This window comes from Thauera sp. ZXT1-4, assembly GCF_052598215.2.
This window is the reverse complement of record NZ_JBQWSN020000099.1, coordinates 1-1,420: the sequence shown is the minus strand read 5'-3', so window position 1 is coordinate 1,420 and position 1,420 is coordinate 1. Positions and strand designations below refer to the sequence as shown.

1 protein-coding gene is annotated in these 1,420 nt (G+C 68.0%); it reads right to left on the bottom strand.

Going from position 1 to position 1,420, the window contains the following annotated elements:
• Positions 1-193: 193 nt before the first annotated feature.
• Positions 194-1,270 (bottom strand): IS5 family transposase, encoded by a 1,077-nt coding sequence (locus tag ACUH78_RS19240; protein ID WP_445334445.1) that lies wholly within the window; start codon positions 1,268-1,270, stop codon positions 194-196.
• Positions 1,271-1,420: the final 150 nt, after the last annotated feature.

Sequence of the window (1,420 nt, the reverse complement as noted above, 5' to 3'; positions counted from 1 at the left end):
GTGGACATGTGCACAGGCCGGCCAGCGGGGCACTTCGCATAACCCCATTTCCGAAGGCTGAACCGGCATGAGGGCGCTCGCGTCGTTCAGTTCGGGGTTCTCGGTGCCGCTCAGGCCCCGTCATCGCAGCCTTGGCGGGCGCCCGAGGCCCTGCAAAACGGCGTTTGCAGGCTCTGCGGGCGCACCTCTCCCTTCATCGCGCACACCCGCACGGGTCATGGCGCACCAGCCAGACCAGCCGCTTGGCGTTGTACGCCGCGCACTTCAGCAGGATCGCCAGTTCGTTTCTCGCCAGCGTCATCGCCCGCACGCACTTGCCGCCCAACTGCTCGAGGCCGGCGAACACATGTTCGCCTCTGGCGCGGACGCGGTTGATCGCCTTGTTGCGCGCGTCCAGTCGCACGCGCCGCTCCTGCCCGGGCTTGGCACGCCGCGCGATGCCGTCGCGCAGCCCGTGGGCCTGCAGCAACTGGCGGTTGGTCTGCGCGTCGTAGCCTCGGTCGGCCAGCAGCCGCGCGCCGGTGTTGGCGCGGTCCAGCACCTCCTTGAGCGTCTGGCCGTCGTCGGCGTTGGCCGGCGTGACCTTCGCCCGGCGGATCAGCTTGTAGCGCGCGTCCGCGTTGGCGTGCACCTTGTAGCCGTAGAAGCTCTTGCCGTGCTTCTTGGTCCAGCGCGCGTCGCGGTCGGTGTGCTGCAGCCGCTTGGCATTCCAGCCCTCGGGCCTGCGGCCTTCGTTGAGCGCTTCGCGCTCGTCCTTGTTCGCCTGGGTGAGCGGTGCCTGCACGATGCTGGCATCCACGATCTGCCCGCCGCGCGGGATGTAGCCGTGCTGCTGCAACTGCAGGCTCACCGCCTCGAAGATAGCGCGGCCGCCCAGACCGCCTTGGGCCAAGCGCTGCTTGAAACTCCACAGCGTGCGCGCATCGGGGATGTGCAGTGCTCCGTCCAGGCGGCAGAAGTGCGGCAAGCTCATGCGGTCCAGCACCTGGTACTCGCAGTCCTCGTCGCTGAGGTTGTACAGCGACTGGATGAACAGCAGCCGCACCATCACCTCGGTGGGGTACGGCGGGCGCCCGCCTTTGCTACGGTCAGCGCGAGGGCAGGCGGTGTCGACCCGGGCGGCAATGGCCGCGAAGTCGATCAGTTCGTCCATTGCTGCCAGGTTGGCGATGAAGCCGCCGAGCTTGGCTTGGCGTTGGTCTTGCACGAACAGGTCAGCGCCGGGCTGAGAGCGCCAGAAGGACGAGGGCTTGATGCGCGATGTGCTCATGGGCGCCATCATGCCGGCTCACGGGCTGCAAGGGGGAGGGAGGTTTCGAGAAGTGCCCTATGGCGTGACATGGCGCGACCGCCCGATCCGCAGCAGCTTAGGCGGCCTTCTTCGCGGCGAGCTGGCGCAGCACGTAATGCAGGATGCCGC

Excerpts from the sequence above, each read along its gene's own strand:
- ACUH78_RS19240 (WP_445334445.1), bottom strand. The coding sequence starts at position 1,270 with ATGAGCACATCGCGCATCAAGCCCTCGTCCTTCTGGCGCTCTCAGCCC.